Source organism: Streptomyces sp. NBC_00045, from assembly GCF_045041095.1.
Taxonomy (GTDB): Bacteria; Actinomycetota; Actinomycetes; order Streptomycetales; family Streptomycetaceae; genus Streptomyces.
This window is the reverse complement of sequence record NZ_CP108271.1, coordinates 4439006-4457273: the sequence shown is the minus strand read 5'-3', so window position 1 is coordinate 4457273 and position 18268 is coordinate 4439006. Positions and strand designations below refer to the sequence as shown.

Annotated in this window: 16 protein-coding genes; 7 read left to right on the top strand and 9 right to left on the bottom strand. The window is 72.0% G+C overall.

Annotated features, from left to right (window positions below; all coding sequences use genetic code 11):
• Positions 1–39: 39 nt before the first annotated feature.
• The 7 genes from OHA65_RS20935 to ssd all read right to left on the bottom strand — a co-directional run bounded on the left by OHA65_RS20935 (position 40) and on the right by ssd (position 5051).
• A complete protein-coding gene (locus OHA65_RS20935) occupies positions 40–381 on the bottom strand; it encodes an Rv3654c family TadE-like protein (RefSeq protein ID WP_328763308.1) in 342 nt (113 codons plus the stop codon).
• The gene (locus tag OHA65_RS20930; protein WP_327284607.1) at positions 378–755 is read right to left on the bottom strand and encodes a TadE family type IV pilus minor pilin; all 378 of its coding nucleotides are present in this window, start codon (positions 753–755) and stop codon (positions 378–380) included. Before OHA65_RS20930 ends, OHA65_RS20935 begins: the two co-directional genes overlap by 4 nt.
• Positions 742–939, bottom strand: a complete 198-nt coding sequence (locus tag OHA65_RS20925; protein WP_327284606.1) for a DUF4244 domain-containing protein — start codon at positions 937–939, stop codon at positions 742–744. Before OHA65_RS20925 ends, OHA65_RS20930 begins: the two co-directional genes overlap by 14 nt.
• A gap of 86 nt (positions 940–1025) precedes the next feature.
• Complete coding sequence (locus tag OHA65_RS20920) at positions 1026–1805, bottom strand: type II secretion system F family protein (RefSeq protein ID WP_405762275.1); 780 nt, start codon at positions 1803–1805, stop codon at positions 1026–1028.
• Positions 1805–2686 (bottom strand): type II secretion system F family protein, encoded by an 882-nt coding sequence (locus tag OHA65_RS20915; protein ID WP_328763306.1) that lies wholly within the window; start codon positions 2684–2686, stop codon positions 1805–1807. Before OHA65_RS20915 ends, OHA65_RS20920 begins: the two co-directional genes overlap by 1 nt.
• A 5-nt stretch (positions 2687–2691) precedes the next feature.
• A complete protein-coding gene (locus OHA65_RS20910) occupies positions 2692–3840 on the bottom strand; it encodes a TadA family conjugal transfer-associated ATPase (RefSeq protein ID WP_327284603.1) in 1149 nt (382 codons plus the stop codon).
• Positions 3837–5051, bottom strand: a complete 1215-nt coding sequence (ssd, locus tag OHA65_RS20905) for a septum site-determining protein Ssd (RefSeq protein WP_371644320.1) — start codon at positions 5049–5051, stop codon at positions 3837–3839. Before ssd ends, OHA65_RS20910 begins: the two co-directional genes overlap by 4 nt.
• Before the next feature lie 488 nt (positions 5052–5539).
• Between ssd and OHA65_RS20900 the strand changes: the two genes are divergently transcribed.
• Complete coding sequence (locus tag OHA65_RS20900; RefSeq protein WP_371644318.1) at positions 5540–6418, top strand: HAD family hydrolase; 879 nt, start codon at positions 5540–5542, stop codon at positions 6416–6418.
• A gap of 462 nt (positions 6419–6880) precedes the next feature.
• On the opposite strand, the gene OHA65_RS20895 is transcribed toward OHA65_RS20900, so the two are convergent.
• A complete protein-coding gene (locus tag OHA65_RS20895; RefSeq protein WP_327284602.1) occupies positions 6881–7702 on the bottom strand; it encodes an oxidoreductase in 822 nt (273 codons plus the stop codon).
• 109 nt (positions 7703–7811) lie between these two features.
• Between OHA65_RS20895 and OHA65_RS20890 the strand changes: the two genes are divergently transcribed.
• Positions 7812–8876 (top strand): ATP-binding protein, encoded by a 1065-nt coding sequence (locus OHA65_RS20890; RefSeq protein ID WP_327284601.1) that lies wholly within the window; start codon positions 7812–7814, stop codon positions 8874–8876.
• Here the strand turns inward: OHA65_RS20890 and OHA65_RS20885 are convergent.
• Positions 8830–10140 (bottom strand): hypothetical protein, encoded by a 1311-nt coding sequence (locus tag OHA65_RS20885; protein ID WP_327284600.1) that lies wholly within the window; start codon positions 10138–10140, stop codon positions 8830–8832. The genes OHA65_RS20890 and OHA65_RS20885 overlap by 47 nt on opposite strands.
• A 245-nt stretch (positions 10141–10385) precedes the next feature.
• On the opposite strand from OHA65_RS20885, the gene OHA65_RS20880 reads away from it, so the two are divergent.
• The 5 genes from OHA65_RS20880 (at position 10386) to OHA65_RS20860 (ending at position 18176) form a co-directional block, all read left to right on the top strand.
• The gene (locus OHA65_RS20880) at positions 10386–12812 is read left to right on the top strand and encodes a SulP family inorganic anion transporter (RefSeq protein ID WP_329314191.1); all 2427 of its coding nucleotides are present in this window, start codon (positions 10386–10388) and stop codon (positions 12810–12812) included.
• A gap of 201 nt (positions 12813–13013) precedes the next feature.
• A complete protein-coding gene (gene acs / locus OHA65_RS20875) occupies positions 13014–15011 on the top strand; it encodes an acetate--CoA ligase (RefSeq protein ID WP_327284598.1) in 1998 nt (665 codons plus the stop codon).
• 218 nt (positions 15012–15229) lie between these two features.
• Positions 15230–16663, top strand: a complete 1434-nt coding sequence (gene nhaA, locus OHA65_RS20870; RefSeq protein WP_328763304.1) for a Na+/H+ antiporter NhaA — start codon at positions 15230–15232, stop codon at positions 16661–16663.
• Between the two features lie 98 nt (positions 16664–16761).
• Positions 16762–17220 carry a phage holin family protein gene (locus OHA65_RS20865; protein ID WP_327284596.1) on the top strand — a complete coding sequence of 153 codons (459 nt, stop codon included), beginning with the start codon at positions 16762–16764 and terminating at the stop codon, positions 17218–17220.
• Positions 17217–18176 carry an alpha/beta hydrolase gene (locus OHA65_RS20860; protein ID WP_327284595.1) on the top strand — a complete coding sequence of 320 codons (960 nt, stop codon included), beginning with the start codon at positions 17217–17219 and terminating at the stop codon, positions 18174–18176. Before OHA65_RS20865 ends, OHA65_RS20860 begins: the two co-directional genes overlap by 4 nt.
• Positions 18177–18268: the final 92 nt, after the last annotated feature.

Here is an 18268-nt window from a genome sequence, read left to right as displayed (position 1 = left end):
CCCGCCCGGGTCAGCCGGAGGCGGGCAGCGGCGCCCGGGTCAGCCGGAGGCAGGCAGTGGCGGCCCCGCACGGGCTCTGATCGTCGGTGTGAAGGGGCCCGTCGCGGGTCGGGCCGTCACCTCGGCCACCTCGCCCCCGACGCTGCAGGCGGTCACGGCCGCGCCCTGTGCCGCTGCGACCCGGCGGGCCGCGGTACAGGCGGCCTCCGGGCCGTGGGTCCAGGTGGCGGCCGCCGCGAGGGAAGCCAGGTCGGCGGCCGCCGCCGCCCGGTGACGGGCCACGACGGCTTGGCCGAGCAGCAGCACCCCTCCGAACACCGCTCCGAGCACGGTCGCCACCAGCGCCGCCCACACCGTTGCCGAACCCCGGTCCCGGCTCATGGCGGCGGCCCCACCGCGTCCTCCGCCAGAGCCACCGCCTGCGCCCCGAGCCGCACCGGCAGCCCGCCCGGGCCGGGCGCCGGCGCCGCCACCCGGACCCGCCACAGGTCCCCGTTGCGCTCCAGCCCCACTTCCGCCCCCGGCGGGGCGGCCGCCCGGGCCGCCGCCTCCGCCACGCCCGGCGGCTCCGACCGGGCCGCCGCCCGGGCGCCGGCCCTCGCCGCGTCGACACACCGGATCTGCGCGGCCGCCGCCATCAGCGCCCACACCAGCAGGGTCGCGAAGAGCACGAGCGCGGGGATCACCAGGGCGGCCTCCGCCGTCACGTATCCCCGGTCGCCCGGCCCGCGGCGCTTTTCCTCAGAAGGGCACATCGAGCGCCTTCCCGATGGTCGACTGAAGTGCCGTGGAGACCACGTCACTCGTCACCACCTTGTACAGAACGGCCGCGAATGCACACGCCGCGATCGTGCCCATGGCGTATTCGGAAGTGGACATGCCCGCGTCGTTGGCGCGGCCACTCAGCGCCGACCGCACACGAAACCAGATGATCCTCATGACTGCCTCCCGTTGATTCGTATTATTGACGTGATCTCAGTTTTGATTTCAGTCGCTGACTTGAGGCCAGAGTTTCTGTTGTGACGTCAGGTGGCGGAGAGGAGCCCGGAAGCCATTCCGATCACCACCGGGGCCACTCCGACCGCGAGAAACGCGGGGAGGAAACACAGCCCCACCGGAGCGGTGACGAGCACCGCCGCCCGCTGCGCCCGGGCGCCCGCCTGACGGACCCGGTCCTCGCGCAGGGCCGTCGCCAGCCGGGAGACCGGCTCCGCGGCCGGAGCACCCGTCCGGGCTGCCCGCTCCAGGCATTCCGCGAGCGCCCTGGCGCCCGGTATCTCCGCCAACCTCCCCCACGCCGCCCCCGGTTCGCCGCCGAGCCGCAGCTCCGCCCCGGCCAGCGCCAACCGTTCGCCCACCGGGCCGCCCAGCGATTCACCGACCACCTCAGCGGCCTCCACCGGCGCCGCACCGGCCGCCAGGCAGGCCGCCAACAGGTCGGCGGCGAACGGCAACTGACGCTCCGCCTCCTGCGGATCCACCCCGGCCGACGGTCGTGCCCGCCGCAGCCAGCGCCACACCCCGACCGCCGCCCCGCAGCCGGCCAGTACGCCCGGCGCACCGCCGACCAGCACCCAGGTCGCCAACAGCGCCCCGGCCGGGCCGGCCCACGCCTTCACCACCGCCAGCAACCCGGATCCGAGCGCCCGCGCCCGCCGCTCCGGTTCCGCTGACAGCAGCGCCGCGATCCTGCGCCGGGCCGCCCGAGCCCGGACCCGCGCCGCCACCGCCGAGGCCGTGCACAGCACGGCAGCCGCCGCGAGGCACACCGCCATCCCCAGCCTGTGGACCACGAGAGCGCCCATCACCGCTCACCCGCCCGTACGATCCGCCGGCACCACAGCAGCCCCAGCGCCTCCAGCACCCCGCCCGCCAGCAGACAGCCCCACCCGACCGGGGTGTGCAGCAGCACGCGGAGCGGATCCGCCCCGAGCCCGGTGCCGATCAGCAGACCGACCAGCGGCAGCAGGGCCAACACCACGGTCGTCGACCTCGCCCCCGCCAACTGGGCCCGCAGCGACTCCTGCCGGTCCCGCTCGGCCCGCAACGCCCCTTCCAGCCGGTCCAGTCCGGCGGCCAGCCCCGCGCCCCCGTCCACGGAGATCGACCAGCAGGCGGCCATCCCGGCCAGCCCTGCCGCGCCGGGCTCCCGCGCCGCCTGCCGCAGCGCCGCGGGGACGTCCCCGCCGAACGCCGCGGCGGCCAGCACCGCCGCCTCGTTCGCACCCGGACCGCCGGGGCCCGCAGCCGTCCGCCGTATCGCCGCCATCAGCGCCTGCCCGGGCTGGGCCCCCGCCCGCAGCTCGCCCACCGCCGCTCCGCACAGCGCGATCACCCCGGCGGCCCGGGCTGCTCGCGCCCGCTCCCCGCGCCGGCCCCGTAGCCACCGCCGCACGATCGGCACCGCCGCCGCGCCCGCCGCCAGCGGGATCAGCGACCCGCCGAGCAAGGCGACCACGAGCCCGATCCCGAGGCAGCACCACTCCCGCCACCGCGCGGCACGTACCCGCACCGCGATCACCAGCCGCTCCCGGCGCCTCGGGCCTCGGGGCAGCAGGGGCCGGCCCCCGGCGAGCACCACCCGGGCCCGCCGGGACACCCGGTCTCCCCCGGCCAGGGCCCAGGCGGCCGTCCCCGCGCACAGCACCCCCGCGAAAAGCGGCACCGGCACCGGCACCGCGGCCACCCCGTTCACCGTGCACCCCGCAGCAGCGGACGCAGCTGCTCCCAGCCCGACTCCCGTGCGAAGCCCCGGGCGGACCAGCGAAGCGCCGGCACGGTGACCACCAGGCCGGCGGCGTCCCGCTCCAGGACGTGCACCTCGGCCACCCGACGCCGCCCGGCCCGGTCCCGGACCAGATGGACCACCAGGGTCAGCGCGGCCGCCAACTGGCTGTGCAGGGCGGCCCGATCGAGCCCGGCGGACGTCCCGAGCGCCTCCAGTCGAGCCGGCACGTGGGCTGCGGCATTGGCATGGACCGTGCCACAGCCGCCTTCGTGGCCCGTGTTCAAAGCCGCCAGGAGATCCGCGACTTCGGCGCCCCGGACCTCACCGACGACCAGCCGGTCCGGGCGCATCCGCAGCGCCTGTCGGACCAGATCCGCCAGGGTGACCAAACCAGCCCCCTCCTGATTGGCCGGTCGGGTCTCCAGTCGCACCACATGCGGATGGTCGGGGCGCAGCTCCGCGGAATCCTCGGCCAGGACGATCCGCTCACCGGGGCCGACCAGCCCCAACAGGGCACTGAGGAGGGTGGTCTTGCCGGTGCCGGTCCCGCCGGAGACGAGGAACGACAGCCGGGCCTCGATCATGTCCCGCAGCAGCCGCTGCCCGCCGGGCGGCAGCGTGCCCGCCTCGACCAGCTCGTCCAGCGTGAACGCCCTCGGCCTCACCACCCGCAGCGACAGGCAGGCCGAGCCGACCGCCACCGGCGGCAGCACGGCGTGCAGCCTGGTGCCGTCCGGCATCCGGGCGTCCACCCAGGGCCGGGCGTCGTCCAGGCGCCGGCCGGCGACGGCGGCCAGCCGCTGGGCGAGCCTGCGCACGGCCTCGGTGTCCCTGAAGGTCACCCCGGTCAGCTCCAGTCCGCCTCCGCGGTCCACCCACACCCGGTCCGGGGCGGCCACCAGGACATCGGTGACCTCCGGGTCGGCGAGCAACGCCTCCAGCGGGCCGGCGCCGACCAGTTCGGACCGCAGCTCGGCTGCCACACCAAGGACTTCCGCGTCCCCGAGCAGCCGGCCCTGTGCCCGCAGGGCGGCCGCCACCCGGGCCGGGGTCGGCTCCGCGCCGCTCTCCGCGAGCCGCTGCCGCACCGCATCCAGGAGTACGGCGCTCATGCCGTCACCCCCTGGACAGGACCGAGCGCCCGCCGCCAGAAGCCGTCACAGAACCGGGCCAGCGCGCCCCGCCCGTGCCCGCCCGGTGGTTCCCCCTCGGCGACCCGCCCCGGGAGCCCCACCTCGACCGGCACCTCGCCGGCCAGCGGCACCCCGAGCAGCCCGGCCACCGCTTCGGCGTCGAGCCCGCCCGGACAGCGGCCCCGTACGACCACGCGGACGTCCCGGGCCACCATCCGCACCCCGGCCGCGACCCGCCCCGCGGCAGCCACCGCCCGCAACTCGCCCGGCACCACCATCAGCACCAGGTCCAGCTGCGCCAGCGCCTCGGCCACGGCTTCGTCCACCCGCCGGGGCAGGTCGACCACCACCACCCCGCCCCGGCGGCGCGCGGCGGCCAGTACCGAGCGCATCGCCGCCGGCGGCACCAGCACCCGGTCCCCGCGGTCCCAGCTGAGCACCCGCAGGGCGTGCAGCTCCGGCAGGGACTCCTCCAGCGCGCCGGCGCCCACCCGGCCCCGCGAGCCGGCGAAGTCCGGCCAGCGCAGCCCCTCGGCGCTCTCGCCGCCGAGCAGCACGTCCATGCCGCCGCCGAGCGGGTCCCCGTCGACCAGGATGGTCCGCTCCCCCGCGCGGGCGGCCCGGAGGGCGAGTGCGCACGCCAGGGTGGAAGCTCCGGCTCCGCCGCTCCCCCCGATCACCCCGACGGCGAGGGCGGGTTTCCCGGCCCCCTCCACCACATCGGCGATGCGGTCGACGAGCCGGCTCTCGGCATCGGGGAGCCGGAGCACCTCCTCGGCGCCGATCTCCACCGCCCGCTGCCACACGAGGGGATCGTCCGAGTCCCTGCCGACGATCAGCACCCCGCCCCGGCGCGGAGCCCCGCGCACCCGGCGTGCGGCGTCGTCCCCGACGAGCACGAGCGGCGCGGACTCCCAGCCGACGCCCCCGCCCGCCGCCACCGCCACGCCGTAACGGCCCGCCTCCATCGCCACGCCGGAACTCCCCGCGCCGCGCCCGCCGCTTCCGTCACGACCGCCTCCGCTTTGCTCGGGCACCGCATGGTGCACATGCGGCTCGGCGCCCGCGGCCGCGCACAGCCGCAGCAGATCGTCGAGCAGGAGGGGGTCCTCGGTGATGATCAGCGGCCGTCCACCGACGAACCCGGGCCCGCCCGGAGCGCCCAATGGCCTGATTCCGCCTGCTTCCACGCGCTCCGACACTTCACACGACTTCGATCCAGCCACGATCTCCGCCCCCTTCTCACTGCAAATCCAGCCGCCGCGGACTTCGCGGCTGGAATCACCGTGCAGCGATCCGGAAAAGGAAGTGGATCTTGCCCGAAAACTGTGGACAACACGAGCCCTGTGAATAACTCCGTCACCCCAACCGGTGAGTTCCAGAGCGCGGCGGAACAACTACACAGCGTCACGAGTCTGAAGGGGTGAGGGCCTTCGCCACGCAGGGCCCACCGAAGAAGGAGGGCTGCGGAATGGTCACTTGGGGCCGAAGGCAGGGACGCGAACCGCGTCCGGACATGCGACGACCCCCGCCGGGGGGGAGAGCGGGGGTCGTCCCCACGGTCCGACTCGGGGGGGGAGGAGCCAGACCGGGTTAGCACGGTCGCGAACGATCCGTGACTTCCATGGTGTACCCGAGAGCCTTCTCAGGCAAACCCACGCGCCACACCTTACGCCGAATGGTGGGCGCATATGCTCGGGGCGTGGAAATCCAGCCCTTGCCGCACTCGTCGCCCCGCACCGCAGCCTTCTTCGACCTGGACAAGACGGTCATTGCGAAGTCAAGCACTCTGACGTTCAGCAAGTCCTTCTACCACGGCGGTCTGATCAACCGCCGAGCCGTGCTGCGCACCGCCTACACCCAGTTCATCTACCTGGTCGGCGGCGCCGACCACGATCAGATGGAACGGATGCGTGAGTACTTGTCCTCCCTCTGCAAGGGGTGGAACGTCCAGCAGGTGCGGGAGATCGTCGCCGAGACGCTGCACGACCTCATCGACCCGCTGATCTACGACGAGGCCGCCTCCCTCATCGAGGCCCACCACACGGCCGGCCGCGACGTGGTGATCGTGTCGACCTCCGGAGCCGAAGTCGTCGAGCCGATCGGCGAGATGCTCGGCGCGGACCGGGTCGTCGCCACGCGCATGGTCATCGGCGAGGACGGCTGCTTCACGGGCGAGGTCGAGTACTACGCGTACGGGCCCACCAAGGCCGAGGCCGTACGCGAACTCGCGGAGTCCGAGGGGTACGACCTCTCGCGCTGCTACGCGTACAGCGACTCGGTGACGGACATCCCGATGCTGGAGGCGGTCGGGCACCCGCACGCCGTCAACCCCGACCGGGCGCTGCGCAAGGAAGCGGTGGCTCGCGAGTGGCCGGTACTGGTGTTCAACCGGCCGGTGCGGTTGAAGCAGCGGCTGCCCGGGCTGTCGATGCCCGCGCGGCCGGCGCTCGTCGCCGCCGCGGCCTTGGGGGCGGCAGCGGCCACCGCCGGGCTGGTCTGGTACGCGAGCCGGCGCCGGGCGAGCGCCCTGGCCGCCGTCACGACGTCCGTCTGACCGGCTTCCGGCGACATCCGTGCCCGGCCTTCGGGCGACACCCATGACCGCCCTCCGCCGACCCGCCCGGTTCCGCCGGGCGGGTCGGCGCGGACCGCTCCGGACCCCGCTGAGCTGCGAGGACGCGCGGTGTCCCGTTCGCCCCGAGGTGTCCTGGAAAGTAAAAAAAGTGGGTAGGGGTTCCGCTTGTCTCCCAAGCGGAGTACAAAGGAGTCAACGGCCCGCGAGACCAAAGAACATCCGAGAGGATCATCTTTAAAACGCAGTAAGGCCCACGGACCGAAGCATGAACGCCGAGCACCCACGCGACGTCGACCCGTCGATTACGGGCCAGCCGCACCAGGTAACGGGCAAAGTTCCCGACCTGATGGGCAACCATCGAGGACGCTTGGTAACTGGGCGTAAGTGCCAGCGGCGACACCAGAGCAAGACGGTGTCGCCGCAACCCTGTGTGGGGGGTCGTTACGCCGCGCCGCGCTGCAGGGCCTCACAGACCGCCGTCGACTCGCGGACACCGAGCTCGATCGCCCGGCCGCAGTGCGCGATCCAGGCCGCCATCCCCTCGGCCGTCCCGGAGACGTAGCCCTCGAACGCCGCCAGGTACGCCTCCCGCCCCTGCTCCGCGTGACCGACCTCCGCCGGGCAGATCGCCTTCGGGTCCAGACCGCTGTTGATCAGCACGATCCGCTCCGCCGCCCGCGCGACCAGCCCGTTGTACGAACCGAACGGGCGCAGCGCCAGCAGCTCGCCGTGCACCACCGCCGACGTGACCAGCGCCGGGGCCGAGCCGCCCGCGATGATCAGCCGGGACAGGCCGTCCAACCGGCCCGCCACCTCCTCGGCGCTCGGCAGCGGGAGGGTGACGAAGGGTTCGTCCACCGGCTCGCCGGCCAGGCGCGGGCGGCCCACCGCGTCACCGTCGGTTGTCGACCCCGACGCCACCAGGTGCAGGCGCGCCAGCACCCGCAGCGGCGACTGGCGCCAGATGCTCAGCAGCTGCCCGGCTTCCGCCGTGAGGCGCAGCGCCGCGCCCACCGTGCGCGACTCCGCCTCCGCCCCGAAGTCGGTGCGGCGGCGCACCTCCTCCAGTGCCCAGTCCGCCCCGGACAGTGCCGCGCTCCCGCGGGCCCCGCGCAGCGCGGCCTCCGAGGTGATCTCCCCGCTGCGCCGGCGCATCACCCGGTGCCCGTAGACACGGTCCACGGCCTTGCGTACGGAATCCACGGATTCGGCGACGCCCGGGAGCGAACCCAGGGCGGCCAGCGGGTCAGAAGCGCTACTCATAAGTAAGGAGCCTACGCACTGGACGTCCATAGCACCGACCCCTCCTTGGAGTGGTCTTCTTCACTTACAAGCACCACAGAAAGCGACCGAGCGACTACTCTTTGTGAACATGAAGATCGCTTTCGTAGGAAAGGGCGGCAGCGGCAAGACGACCCTGTCCTCCCTCTTCATCCGCCACCTCGCCGCCAATGAGGCCCCTGTCGTCGCGGTGGACGCCGACATCAACCAGCACCTGGGCGCAGCCCTCGGACTCGCCGAAGAGGAAGCTTCCGCGCTGCCCGCCCTGGGCGCGCACCTGCCCCTGATCAAGGAGTACCTGCGGGGCTCCAACCCGCGCATCTCCTGCGCCGACACGATGATCAAGACCACCCCGCCCGGCGCCGGATCGCGCCTGCTGCGGGTCACCGAGGACAACCCGGTGTACGAGGCCTGCGCGCGCACGGTGCTGCTCGACGGGGAGCCGGTACGACTGATGGCCACCGGGCCGTTCACGGAGTCGGACCTCGGGGTCGCCTGCTACCACTCCAAGGTCGGGGCGGTGGAGCTGTGCCTCAACCACCTGGTCGACGGCCCCGACGAGTACGTGGTGGTCGACATGACCGCCGGCTCGGACTCCTTCGCCTCGGGCATGTTCACCCGCTTCGACGTGACCTTCCTGGTCGCGGAACCGACCCGCAAGGGCATCTCCGTCTACCGCCAGTACAAGGAGTACGCCCGGGACTTCGGGGTGGTGCTCAAGGTCATCGGCAACAAGGTGCAGGGAACGGACGACATCGAATTCCTCCAGGACGAGGTCGGGGAAGACCTGCTCGTCACCGTCGGGCACTCCGACTGGGTGCGTGCCATGGAGAAGGGTCGCCCCGCGGCGTTCGAGCTGCTGGAGGCGAGCAACCGGCTCGCGCTCCAGGCCCTGCAGGACGCGGCCGACGACTCGTACGCCCACCGCGACTGGGAGCGGTACACCGAGCAGATGGTCCACTTCCACCTGCGGAACGCGCAGAGCTGGGGCAACGCCAAGACCGGGGTCGACCTGGCTGCCCAGGTCGACCCCGATTTCGTGCTGCGGGAGGGCACCGGCGGAGAGGCGGCGGCCCCGGAGCTCCCGGAGCCGCCGCCCTCGGAGCTCGTCAGTCCTCGCCCGAACCCTCTTCGGCCGGCTCCGCAGCCGGCTTGACCGCGGGGGCGGCCGGCTTGGCCGGCGGCCCCGCCGTCAGGAACTTCGGCCAGCCCTCCTTGGGCGCCTCGCCGACATCGAGGCCGCGCATCCACTCCAGGACCTTCGGGTCCTGGGCGTCCAGCCAGTCGGCCAGCTCGCGGAACGGCACGCAGCGGACTTCCTTCTTGGTGCACATCGACTTGATGGAGTCCTCGACGGCCCTCATGTAGGTGCCGCCGTTCCACGACTCGAAGTGGTTGCCGATGATCAACGGCGCGCGGTTGCCCTGGTAGACCCGGTCGAAGGCCTGCTGGAGGCCCTCGCGCATCTGCTCGCCCCAGTACTCGTGCTGCGAGGGGTCGCCCTGCGTGGTCGTCCCGGACTGGTTGACCAGGTAGTTGTAGTCCATGCTCAGGGTCTCGAAGGCGCGGCCCGGCATGGGCACCAGCTGGAGCGGGACGTCCCAGAGGCCGTCCGTCTTCTTCGGCCAGATCTGCTTGCTGATGCCGCTGGAGTCGTAGCGGAAGCCCATGTCCTTGGCCGCCAGCATGAAGTTCTTCTGGCCTTCGAGGCAGGGGGTGCGGGCGCCGATGAGCTCCTTCTCGTAGTCGAAGGGGAGCGGCTCCATGTCCTTGAGACCCGGCGTGTTCGTCTTCCAGTTCTTGACGAAGGACTTGGCCTGGTTGATCTCGCTCTTCCACTCCGGCACGGACCAGGTGCCGACGCCGCCGTCGGGGCCGCAGAAGTGGCCGTTGAAGTGGGTGCCGATCTCGTTGCCTTCCAGCCAGGCCTCGCGGACCTGGGTGGCCGTGTCCTTGATGCCCTGGAGATCGCCGAAGCCGATGTCGGAGCGGCCGGACTCATGCTGCGGGGCCGTGTAGAGGGAACGTTTCTCCTCCGGGAGCATGTACACACCGCTGAGGAAGTACGTCATCCGGGCGTTGTACTCCTTGCCGACCTCGCGGAAGTGCGAGAAGAGTTTCTGGCTGTCCTCGCCGGCGCCGTCCCACGAGAACACCACGAACTGCGGCGGCTTCTCGCCGGGCTTCAGCTTCTGCGGCTTCTGGACGTTCGGCTGCCGGCCCGTGTACGCGGTCGAGCCGTCGCCGATCAGCCGGTTGACGCTGCCCGGGGCGGCCTCCGGGGCCGCCGCGCCCTTCTTGCCGTTCGGGCCCCCGGGGGAGGGGGGCTTGGCGGGTCCCGAGGTGCTGCACCCGGCGGCGCCCAGCACCAGCGCCGTGGCGACCAGGCCGCCGGCGATCCTCTTCGTGGCGGCGATCATCCGCCCACCTCTCCTCGCAGTTCCATCGCGGGTCTTCCGCGCCGCAACGTCCCATGCGGTCCGCCGTGATGATGATGTGACAAGCCGTACAAAATGCTTAATCACCCCTGAGCGCTAATTCCTAGGCCATTTGCCCCCATTACGCATCACATTCCTTTACTCTCCATTACCTTTCATTTACTGAGTGTTGAGACTGAGTGTTGAGACTCCCGCCGCTTCATCCCTCCGCAGAGGAGACGGGACCCATGACAGCCACTTCCCCCACACCCCTCGTCAAGGACCTCGACGAGCCCGCCAGCGCGCCCGGCACCACGGCCGACGGCACCGCCGGCAGCCGGCCCGGCAGCTCGCCCCGCAAGGGGCACCGCGCCGATCTGCACGCCGACCTCTCCGCCTCCCTGACCGTCTTCCTGATCGCCCTGCCGCTCTCCCTCGGCATCGCCCTGGCCACCGGTGCCCCGCTCCAGGCGGGCCTGGTCGCCGCGGCCGTCGGCGGGATCGTGGCCGGGCGCCTGGGCGGAACCCCCCTCCAGGTGAGCGGGCCGGCGACCGGACTCACCGTCGTCACTGCCGAGTTGATCCAGCGCTACGGGTGGCGCACCACCTGCGCCATCACCGTGCTCGCCGGCTGCTGCCAGCTCGCGCTGGCCGCGCTGCGCACCGCCCGCTCGGCGCTCATGGTCAGTCCGGCCATCGTGCACGGCATGCTCGCGGGCGTCGGCGTGACGATCGCCCTGGCCCAGCTGCACATCGTCCTCGGCGGCACTCCGCAGAGCTCCGCCGTCGCCAACGTCAAGGGGCTGCCCGCCCAGTTGGCCGATCTGCACCCGGCCGCACTCGGTGTCAGCGCCCTGACCCTGGCCGTACTGCTCGGCTGGCCGCGGCTGCCCGGACGGGCGGGGCTCGCCCTGCGCAAGGTGCCGGCCGCGCTGGCCGCCGTCGCCACGGCTACGGCGTTCGCCGCGCTGACGGGGCTCAGCGTGCCACGGGTGGACCTGCCGTCCTGGCGCAGCCACGCGCTGCCGGGGTTCCCCGAGGGCCCCGTCCTCGGCATCATCGCGGCCGTCCTGACGGTCACGCTGGTCGGCAGCGTGGAATCCCTGCTGTCCGCGGTGGCCACCGACAAGCTGATCGCCTCCCAGCGGCGTACGGGCAACCGTCCGCCGCGCGCCGACCTCAACCGCGAACTGCGCGGACAGGGCGCTGCGAACATCCTCTCCGGAGCGCTCGGCGGGCTGCCCGTCGCGGGCGGGGCGGTCCGCAGCGTGGCCAATGTCAAGTCCGGTGCCGTCAGTCGCCGGTCGGTCATGCTGCACGGGCTGTGGATCCTGCTCGCGGCCGGGCTGCTCGTCCCGGTCCTCGACCTGATCCCGCTCGCGGCGCTGGCCGCGCTGGTGATGGCACTGGGCGTGCGGATGGTGAGCGCCACGCACCTGCGTACCGTCACCCGGCACCGCGAGATCTCGGTCTACGTGACGACGATCGCGGCGGTGGTGCTCGGCGGGGTCCTGCTGGGGGTCGCCATCGGCATTGCGGTGGCCGTCGCGATCGCCCTGCACCGGCTGGCCCGGACCCGGATCACGGTGGAGGTGTGCGACGGGGTCCACCGGGTGTGGGCTCGCGGGCAGTTGACCTTCCTCGCGGTGCCGCGGCTGAGCCGGGTGCTCAACCAGATCCCGCCCGGCGGGCGCGTGGTGGTGGAGCTGGATGGCTCGTTCATGGACCACGCGGCGTACGAGACGCTGCAGGACTGGCAGGACGCGCACCTGGTGCACGGCGGCTCACTGGAGGTCACCGGCCGCTCCACCACCCGGATGGGCGCGGCGGATCGCGGCGACCGCGGTGACCGGGTCCCGCGCGGCGGGCACCACTGCTGCCGCCCCTGGACGCCGTGGATGAACCACTGCGACCACCGGCCGGTGGCCGAGCCCACGATCCCCGGCGCGGCCGCGGCCCTCGACGCGATGGAGACCGTGGAGCCCCCGGCCCCGCGGCGCCGCCGGGGCGCCGGCCAATTGGCGAGCGGGATCAGCGCCTTCCAGCGGGACACCGCGCCGCACGTCCGGGACGAACTGGCCCGGCTGGCCCGGGAGGGGCAGCAGCCCTCGCAGCTCTTCCTGACCTGCGCGGACTCCCGCCTGGTGACCAGCATGATCACGGCCAGCGGTCCGGGCGACCTGTTCACGGTCCGCAACGTCGGCAACCTGGTCCCCCTGCCGGGTGCCGAGGCCGCGGACGACTCGGTCGCGGCGGCCATCGAGTACGCGGTGGACGTGCTCAAGGTGGACAGCATCACGGTGTGCGGGCACTCGGGCTGTGGAGCGATGCAGGCGCTGCTGAACTCCACGCCCGGGGCCCCGATGACGCCGCTGCGCCGGTGGCTCCGGCACGGGCTGCCCAGCCTGGAGCGGATGGGCAGCCGGCACCACGCCTGGGCCCGGATCGCGGGCCGGCTCCCGGCGGACGCCGTGGAGCAGCTGTGCCTGACCAATGTGGTGCAGCAGCTGGAGCACCTGCGGGCGCACGAATCGGTGGCCCGGCGGCTCGCCGAGGGCACGCTGGAGCTGCACGGGATGTACTTCCACGTGGGTGAGGCTCAGGCGTACCTGCTGTCCGAGGGCGAGGACTTCTTCGACTGCCGGGTCTTCGACAGCGTCGGACAACATGTCTGAATGATGACCGAATCGCCGACGCCGGCGGATCCGGATCATGGACAGGAGTGAACCGATACCCTCCGGTATCCGTGCCAGAGAGTGGCCCCTTCCCGCATCCTGCTGCGGGGAGGGGCCACTCTGTGCGTGGGCCCAGCCGCGTTATAGGTCTAAACCAATTTTCGGCTACCCCTTGTCACCGGGGCCGCCGACTGATGAGCTATGCCCGGGGACACAACGGACACCCTGGGAAAGGGAGATGTCGTGAGCAATGAAAGCCTGGCCAATCTGCTCAAGGAGGAGCGGCGGTTCGCACCGCCTGCCGATCTGGCCGCCGCCGCCAATGTGACACAGGCTGCGTACACCGAGGCCGAGGCGGACCGGCTGGGCTTCTGGGCCACCCAGGCCCGCCGCCTGACCTGGGACGTCGAGCCGACCGAGACGCTCGACTGGACCAACCCGCCCTTCGCCAAGTGGTTCGCGGACGGCAAGCTGAACGTCGCGTACAACTGCGTGGACCGGCACGTCGAGGCCGGCAACGGCGACCGCGTCGCCATCCACTTCGAGGGCGAGCCCGGCGACAGTCGCTCGATCACCTACGCCGAGCTCAAGGACGAGGTCTCCAAGGCCGCCAACGCCCTGACCGAGCTGGGCGTCCAGGCCGGCGACCGGGTCGCGGTCTACCTGCCGATGATCCCCGAGGCCGTCGTCGCGATGCTCGCGTGCGCCCGCGTCGGCGCCGCGCACTCGGTGGTCTTCGGCGGCTTCTCCGCCGATGCCGTGGCCTCCCGCATCCAGGACGCCGACGCCAAGCTGGTCATCACCGCCGACGGCGGCTACCGCCGCGGCAAGCCCAGCGCCCTCAAGCCCGCCATTGACGAGGCCGTCGCCAAGTGCCCGCAGGTCGAGCACGTGCTCGTCGTGCAGCGCACCGGCCAGGACACCGCCTTCACCGAGGGCCGCGACGTCTGGTGGCACGAGGTCGTCGGACGCCAGTCCGCCGAGCACACCCCGCAGGCCTTCGACGCCGAGCACCCGCTGTTCATCCTGTACACCTCGGGAACCACCGGGAAGCCCAAGGGCATCCTGCACACTTCCGGCGGCTACCTCACGCAGGCCGCGTACACCCACCACGCCGTCTTCGACCTCAAGCCGGAGAGCGACGTCTACTGGTGCACCGCCGACATCGGCTGGGTGACCGGGCACTCCTACATCGTCTACGGGCCGCTCGCCAACGGCGCGACCCAGGTGATGTACGAGGGCACGCCGGACACCCCGCACCAGGGCCGCTTCTGGGAGGTCGTGCAGAAGTACGGCGTCACCATCCTCTACACCGCGCCCACGGCGATCCGCACGTTCATGAAGTGGGGCGACGACATCCCCGCGAAGTTCGACCTGTCGAGCCTGCGCGTGCTGGGCTCGGTCGGCGAGCCGATCAACCCCGAGGCCTGGATCTGGTACCGCAAGCACATCGGCGGCGACCGCTGCCCGATCGTGGACACCTGGTGGCAGACCGAGACCGGGGCCATGATGATCTCCCCGCTGCCCGGCGTCACCGAGGCCAAGCCGGGCTCGGCGCAGCGCGCGCTGCCCGGGATCGGCGCGACGGTCGTGGACGACGAGGGCCACGAGGTCCCGAACGGCGGTGGCGGCTACCTGGTCCTGACCGAGCCGTGGCCGTCGATGCTGCGCACCATCTGGGGCGACGACCAGCGGTTCGTCGACACCTACTGGTCCCGCTTCGAGGGCAAGTACTTCGCGGGCGACGGCGCCAAGAAGGACGAGGACGGCGACATCTGGCTGCTGGGCCGGGTGGACGACGTGATGCTGGTTTCCGGCCACAACATCTCGACCACCGAGGTGGAGTCGGCGCTGGTCTCGCACCCGGCGGTCGCCGAGGCGGCGGTGGTCGGCGCCAAGGACGAGACCACCGGTCAGGCCATCGTGGCCTTCGTGATCCTGCGCGGCAGCGCCTCCGAGACCGACACCCTGGTCGGCGAGCTGCGCAACCACGTGGGCGCCACGCTGGGCCCGATCGCCAAGCCGAAGCGGATCGTTCCGGTCCAGGAGCTGCCGAAGACCCGCTCGGGCAAGATCATGCGCCGTCTGCTGCGCGATGTCGCCGAGGACCGCGCGGTCGGCGACGTCACGACGCTGGCCGACTCCTCGGTCATGGAGCTGATCCAGAACAAGCTGCCGAGCGCCTCCAGCGAGGACTGAGCACCAACGAGGACCCGGGCGACACCATGAGGAGGGGCATCCGACGCATCGCGCCGGATGCCCCTTTCGCACATAAAGTGAAGATCGCCGGATTCGCCCGTTCGTGATCCTGTAAAATATGCGAAGCGTCAAGAAAGCAAGTCCACAGGGTGCGCCGGGAAGTCTGGTCGGCAACGAGCTTCGCCATGCCGTCCAACCCACCCCGGAGGTGTCCCCTCGTGGCCGCGCCCAGCCCCACCGACCGCCACGGCCGCAAGTTCCTCGGCAGGCTCTCCCTGCCCGAACGGCGCTTCGTGGCCGACGCCCTGCGCGCCGAGACCGTCGGTGGCGTGCTCCTGCTCGTGGCCGCGATCGCCGCCCTACTGTGGGCGAACATCCCCACCTTCTCCGACAGCTACGCCCAGGTCAGCGACTTCCACTTCGGCCCCGCCGCCCTCGGCCTGGACCTCTCGATCCAGCACTGGGCGGCCGACGGCCTGCTCGCCGTCTTCTTCTTCGTCGCCGGCATCGAGCTCAAGCGCGAGCTCGTCGCGGGCGATCTGCGCGAGCCCAAGGCGGCCGCCCTCCCGGTGATCGCCGCCGTCTGCGGCATGGCCATGCCCGCGCTGGTCTACGTACTGGTCAACACGGTCGGCGGTGGCTCGATGAACGGCTGGGCGGTCCCGACCGCCACCGACATCGCCTTCGCCCTCGCGGTCCTCGCGGTCATCGGCACCTCCCTGCCGTCCGCCCTGCGCGCCTTCCTGCTGACCCTCGCCGTCGTCGACGACCTCTTCGCCATCATGATCATCGCGGTGTTCTTCACCAGCGAGATCAACTTCATGGCGCTCGGCGGTGCGGTCGCCGGCCTCGTCCTCTTCTGGTTCCTGATGCGCAAGGGCGTCCACGGCTGGTACGTCTACGTCCCGCTCGCCCTGGTCATCTGGGGCCTGATGTACAACAGCGGCGTCCACGCCACCATCGCCGGTGTCGCCATGGGCCTGATGCTCCGCTGCTCCCGCAAGGAAGGCGAGCAGACCTCCCCCGGCGAACACATCGAACACCTCGTCCGGCCCGTCTCGGCCGGCCTCGCCGTCCCGCTCTTCGCCCTCTTCTCCGCAGGGGTCTCCCTCTCCGACAAGGCCATCGCCCAGGTCTTCACCCGACCCGAGACCCTCGGCGTCCTCCTCGGCCTGGTCATCGGCAAGGCCGTGGGCATCTTCGGCGGCACCTGGCTGGCCGCCCGCTTCACCAGGGCCGAACTCAATGAAGACCTGGCCTGGCCGGACGTGCTCGCCGTGGCCTCCCTCGCCGGCATCGGCTTCACCGTCTCGCTCCTCATCGGCGAACTCGCCTTCACCGGCGACCAGACCCTCACCGACGAGGTCAAGGCCGCCGTCCTGATCGGCTCCCTCATCGCCGCCGTCGTCGCGAGCGTCATGCTCAAGCTCCGCAACCGCAAGTACCGGGCCCTGACCGAGGACGAGGACCGCGACGAGGACCGCGACGGCATCCCGGACATCTACGAGCAGGACAAGCCGGAGTACCACCTGCGGATGGCGAAGATCTACGAGGAGAAGGCCGCGGAGCACCGCCGCAGGGCCGAGACCGCAGCGGCCGCCGCGCACAAAGCGGCAGCCGGGTCCAGCGCCGAGCGCGACCGTCCGGCATGATCTGAACTGACGCTGTGACGGGCGCAGGACAGCCGCCGCCACGGCGTCGAGCGCAGACGAGACCACGACGACGGCAGTTGACAGAGGGAGAGAGAGCGATGAGTGCAGGGGACCAAGGGGCGCAGGGAGCCGAGCGCACACTCGGCCAGCTGGTCGCCTCGGCCACCGCCGAGATGTCCGCCCTGGTGCACGACGAGATCGCCCTCGCCAAGGCGGAGCTCCGCCAGGACGTCAAGCGCGCGGGCGTCGGCGGCGCCGCCATCTCCGTCGCGGGGGTGCTCGCACTGTTCTCCCTGCCCGTGCTGAGCTTCGCCGCGGCGTACGGGATCCACAACCTCGGACTCGGGCTCGCCTGGTCCTTCCTCATCGTCGGCGTGGCGTTCCTCCTGATCGCGGGCCTGTTGTCGCTGATCGCCGTATCGAAGTTCAAGAAGGTCAAGCCGCCGGAGAAGTCCATCGCCTCCGTCAAGCAGACCGCGGCGGTCGTCGCGACCGTCAAGCCGCATCCGCGGCCGGTGAGTGACCAGGCCGTGGGTGTGGCACGCTCGTCCTCATGACAGCGCCCTCTGCGGATTCCAGCACTCCGCCCACCGCCGCGACGGCGGTCAGGATCGACGTGCCCGGCGGGAGAACGGTGACCCACCGGGACGTCGCCGCCAACGGCGCCCGGTTCCACGTCGCCGAGCTCGGCGACGGGCCGCTGGTGCTGCTGCTGCACGGCTTCCCTCAGTTCTGGTGGACGTGGCGGCACCAGCTGGTCGCGCTCGCCGACGCCGGGTACCGAGCGGTCGCGATGGACCTGCGCGGGGTGGGCGGCAGCGACCGCACCCCGCGCGGCTACGACCCCGCGAACCTGGCGCTCGACATCACCGGGGTCGTACGGTCCCTCGGCGAGCCGGACGCCGCCCTCGTGGGACACGACCTGGGCGGCTACCTCGCCTGGACCGCGGCCGTGATGCGGCCCAAGCTGGTGCGCCGGCTCGTGGTCTCCTCGATGCCGCACCCGCGGCGCTGGCGCTCGGCGATGCTGTCCGACTTCGGCCAGACCCGGGCGAGTTCGCACATCTGGGGCTTCCAGCGGCCGTTCATCCCCGAGCGGCAGCTCGTCGCCGACGACGGGGCGCTCGTGGCGGAGCTGATCCGGGACTGGTCCGGGCCCGTGCCTCCCGAGGAGGCGGACCTCGACGTGTACCGGCGGGCGATGTGCATCCCGTCCACCGCGCACTGCTCGATCGAGCCGTACCGCTGGATGATGCGGTCCATGGCCCGGCCGGACGGGCTCCAGTTCAACCGCCGGATGAAGCGGCCGGTGCGCGTGCCGACGCTGCACCTGCACGGCTCGCTCGACCCGGTGATGCGCACCCGCAGTGCTGCCGGCTCCGGCCAGTACGTCGAAGCCCCGTACCGGTGGCGGCTGTTCGACGGTCTCGGGCACTTCCCGCACGAGGAGGACCCCGCAGCCTTCTCGACCGAGTTGGTGAACTGGCTCAAGGACCCGGAGCCGGACCGCTGACCATCTGACCGACTGTCAGTACGACTGCCGCTACGACTGTCTTACGAACATTCAATTGCCCGGCGCATAGGCCAATTGGCCGCCCGGGACGG